Origin of the sequence: Nocardioides sp. NPDC057772, assembly GCF_042798075.1 — a bacterium.
In the GTDB taxonomy this organism is placed as follows: domain Bacteria; phylum Actinomycetota; class Actinomycetes; order Propionibacteriales; family Nocardioidaceae; genus Nocardioides.
On record NZ_JBHVKN010000347.1, the window covers coordinates 1 to 2603 of the forward strand.

Below are 2603 nucleotides of genomic sequence, written 5' to 3' on the forward strand. Positions count from 1 at the left end.
CAATATGATGGGCCTGTGGATGTCTCTCCTTATGATGCTCTGCTGTTCGTCTCCTTCGGGGGGCCGGAGAAGACCGAGGACGTGGTGCCGTTCCTGGAGAACGTGACCCGGGGGCGGGGGATCCCGCGGGAACGGCTGGTCGAGGTCGGACAGCACTACTTCGACCGCGGTGGGAAGTCGCCGATCAACGACCAGAACCGGGCCTTCCTGGCGGCGCTGCGCAGCGACCTGGCCGAGCACGGGATCGACCTGCCGGTCTACTGGGGCAACCGCAACTGGGACCCCTACCTGAGCGACACCGTCGCCCAGATGCGGGCCGACGGGATCAAGCGGGCGGCGGTCTTCGCGACCAGCGCCTACTCGTCCTACTCCTCGTGCCGGCAGTACCGCGAGAACCTCTTCGAGGCGTGCGACACGACCGGTGGTGTGGAGAACGCGCCGGTGCTGGACAAGCTGCGGCGCTACTACAACCACCCCGGCTTCGTCGCCCCCGTCGTGGACGGCGTGGTCGCCTCGATCGAGGATCTCCCGCAGGACGAGCGCGACAGCGCCCGGATCCTGTTCGTGACCCACTCGATCCCGACCTCGATGAACGACAACGCCGGCCCCGATGGCAACGCGTACGTCGCCCAGCACCTCGACGTCGCCACAGTGATCGCCGAGCAGGTGGCCGAGCGACGTGGAGTCACCCACGAGTGGGACCTCGTCTACTGCAGCCGCTCCGGCGCCCCGCACATCCCGTGGCTCGAGCCGGACGTGAACGACCACCTCGAGGAGCTCGCGGGCAAGGACGTCAATGCCGTGGTGATGTGCCCGGTCGGCTTCGTCTCCGACCACATGGAGGTTGTCTACGACCTCGACACCGAGGCCATGGCGACCGCCGAGAAGCTCGGCATCCACGCCCGTCGCAGCCCGACCGCGGGGGAGGACCCACGCTTCGTGGCTGCCGTACGCGACCTGCTCCTCGAGCGCGCCGCGGCGGAGCGCGGAGAGGCCCCTGAGCGGCTCACCGTCGGCGACCTGGGCGCCGGCCCCGACCGCTGTCCGGTGGGCTGCTGCTTCAACCAGCGCTCCCAGCTGCCGACCCTGTCCGGTGAGGACTCGCCCCAGTACTCCGGGTGATCACCCGCGGCATAGGGTCGGGCCCATGACAGATCATTCCGCCCCGAAGCCTGGAGACCTGCTGGCGCTCGCCGTGGCGACCGCCCGTGCGGCCGCCGACCTCGTCCGCGAGCGGGCCGCCGGCGTGGTCGAGGTGGCGGCCACCAAGTCCACCGCGACCGATGTCGTCACCGAGGCCGACCGGGACACCGAGGCCCTGATCCGGCGGCTGATCTCCCAGGAGCGTCCCGACGACGGCTTCTTCGGTGAGGAGGGTGCCAGCGAAGGGCAGAGCACGGCCGGCACCAGCGGCGTGCGCTGGATCGTCGACCCGATCGACGGCACAGTCAACTTCCTCTACGGCCTGCCCCGCTACGCCGTCTCGATCGCCGCGGAGTACGCCGGCGAGGTCGTCGCGGGAGCCGTCGTCGACGTGTCCGCAGGCACCCTTTACGCCGCCTTCCGGCAGCCCGACGGATCGGCGGCCGGGGTCAAGAACGGCGAGCCGATCCAGGTGCGCCCGCCGGCCGAGCTCGGGCAGCGTCTGATCGCCACCGGCTTCTCCTACGATGCCGGTCTCCGTCGTGTCCAGGCCGAGGCACTGGTGCGGTTCCTGCCGGTCGTGCGTGACGTTCGCCGCATCGGCTCTGCGGCCCTGGACATCTGTGGTGTGGCCGAGGGGACCCTCGACGGCTATCTCGAGGAGGGCCTGCACCTGTGGGACCACGCGGCGGCCTGTCTGGTGGCGGAGGCGGCCGGGGCCCGGTGGGAGGCGACGACGGGTGTCGGCGGCCGCCGATTCGTCGTCGTCGCGCCCGCGCACGGTTACGATGAGCTACGGAAAGCGGCTGTTCAGGCCGGTTTTCTGCCAGTTGACTCGGTCCCGGGTGTCGTACCCGACTGAAAGCCGCCGGTTGATGTAGATCTATGACGGCCAGCGGCCGGGAAGGTCCCGGGGCCCCGCTGGATACAGCCGCGTTCACCCACCCGAAACTCGCTGATCATCTATCCCCGTGATAGGGAATACCGCCAGATGACGGAACGTTTCGGCGACGCGGTTCCGATTGAGTGTGCGAAATGCACGTGAATAGTGCACAATCACGGGCCGTGCCGCTGCCCTCGGGGGCGCGCGGGGGGACTGAAGATGAGTGAGAAGGGGAGTGGCGCAGATGGCGACGGACTACGACGCACCGCGTAAAAATGAAGAGGACCAGTCCGAGGAGAGCATCGAAGAGCTCAAGGCTCGTCGTCATGACAAGAACTCGGGCAAAGTCGACGAGGACGAGGCCGAGGCTGCCGAGTCGTTCGAGCTTCCGGGAGCCGACCTCAGCCATGAGGAGCTCGCAGTCGAGGTGAAGCCGAAGCAGGAGGACGAGTTCACCTGCATGAGCTGCTTCCTGGTGCACCACCGCAGCCAGTTGGCTGACGAGAAGAAGATGATCTGTTTTGACTGTGCGTGATGTGCAGTCGAAAAGCCGCCGAGTCGGCGCATCTGCATAGCC

The 2603-nt window shown here is 68.0% G+C and carries 3 protein-coding genes; all 3 read left to right on the forward strand.

From position 1 onward, the window contains the following. The first annotated feature begins 15 nt into the window (after window positions 1-15). The 3 genes from ACFVJS_RS27445 (at window position 16) to ACFVJS_RS27455 (ending at window position 2561) form a co-directional block, all read left to right on the forward strand. A complete protein-coding gene (locus ACFVJS_RS27445; RefSeq protein ID WP_378886713.1) occupies window positions 16-1122 on the forward strand; it encodes a ferrochelatase in 1107 nt (368 codons plus the stop codon). 25 nt (window positions 1123-1147) lie between these two features. Beyond that, a complete protein-coding gene (locus tag ACFVJS_RS27450; protein ID WP_378886714.1) occupies window positions 1148-2005 on the forward strand; it encodes an inositol monophosphatase family protein in 858 nt (285 codons plus the stop codon). A 265-nt stretch (window positions 2006-2270) separates the two neighbouring features. Continuing rightward, on the forward strand, window positions 2271-2561 hold the full coding sequence (locus ACFVJS_RS27455) for a DUF4193 domain-containing protein (protein ID WP_040755057.1): 291 nt from the start codon (window positions 2271-2273) through the stop codon (window positions 2559-2561). The last annotated feature ends 42 nt before the right edge of the window (window positions 2562-2603 follow it).

Coding starts and splice junctions, on each gene's coding strand:
- ACFVJS_RS27455 (WP_040755057.1), top strand. CDS start 2,271: ATGGCGACGGACTACGACGCACCGCGTAAAAATGAAGAGGACCAGTCC.
- ACFVJS_RS27450 (WP_378886714.1), top strand. CDS start 1,148: ATGACAGATCATTCCGCCCCGAAGCCTGGAGACCTGCTGGCGCTCGCC.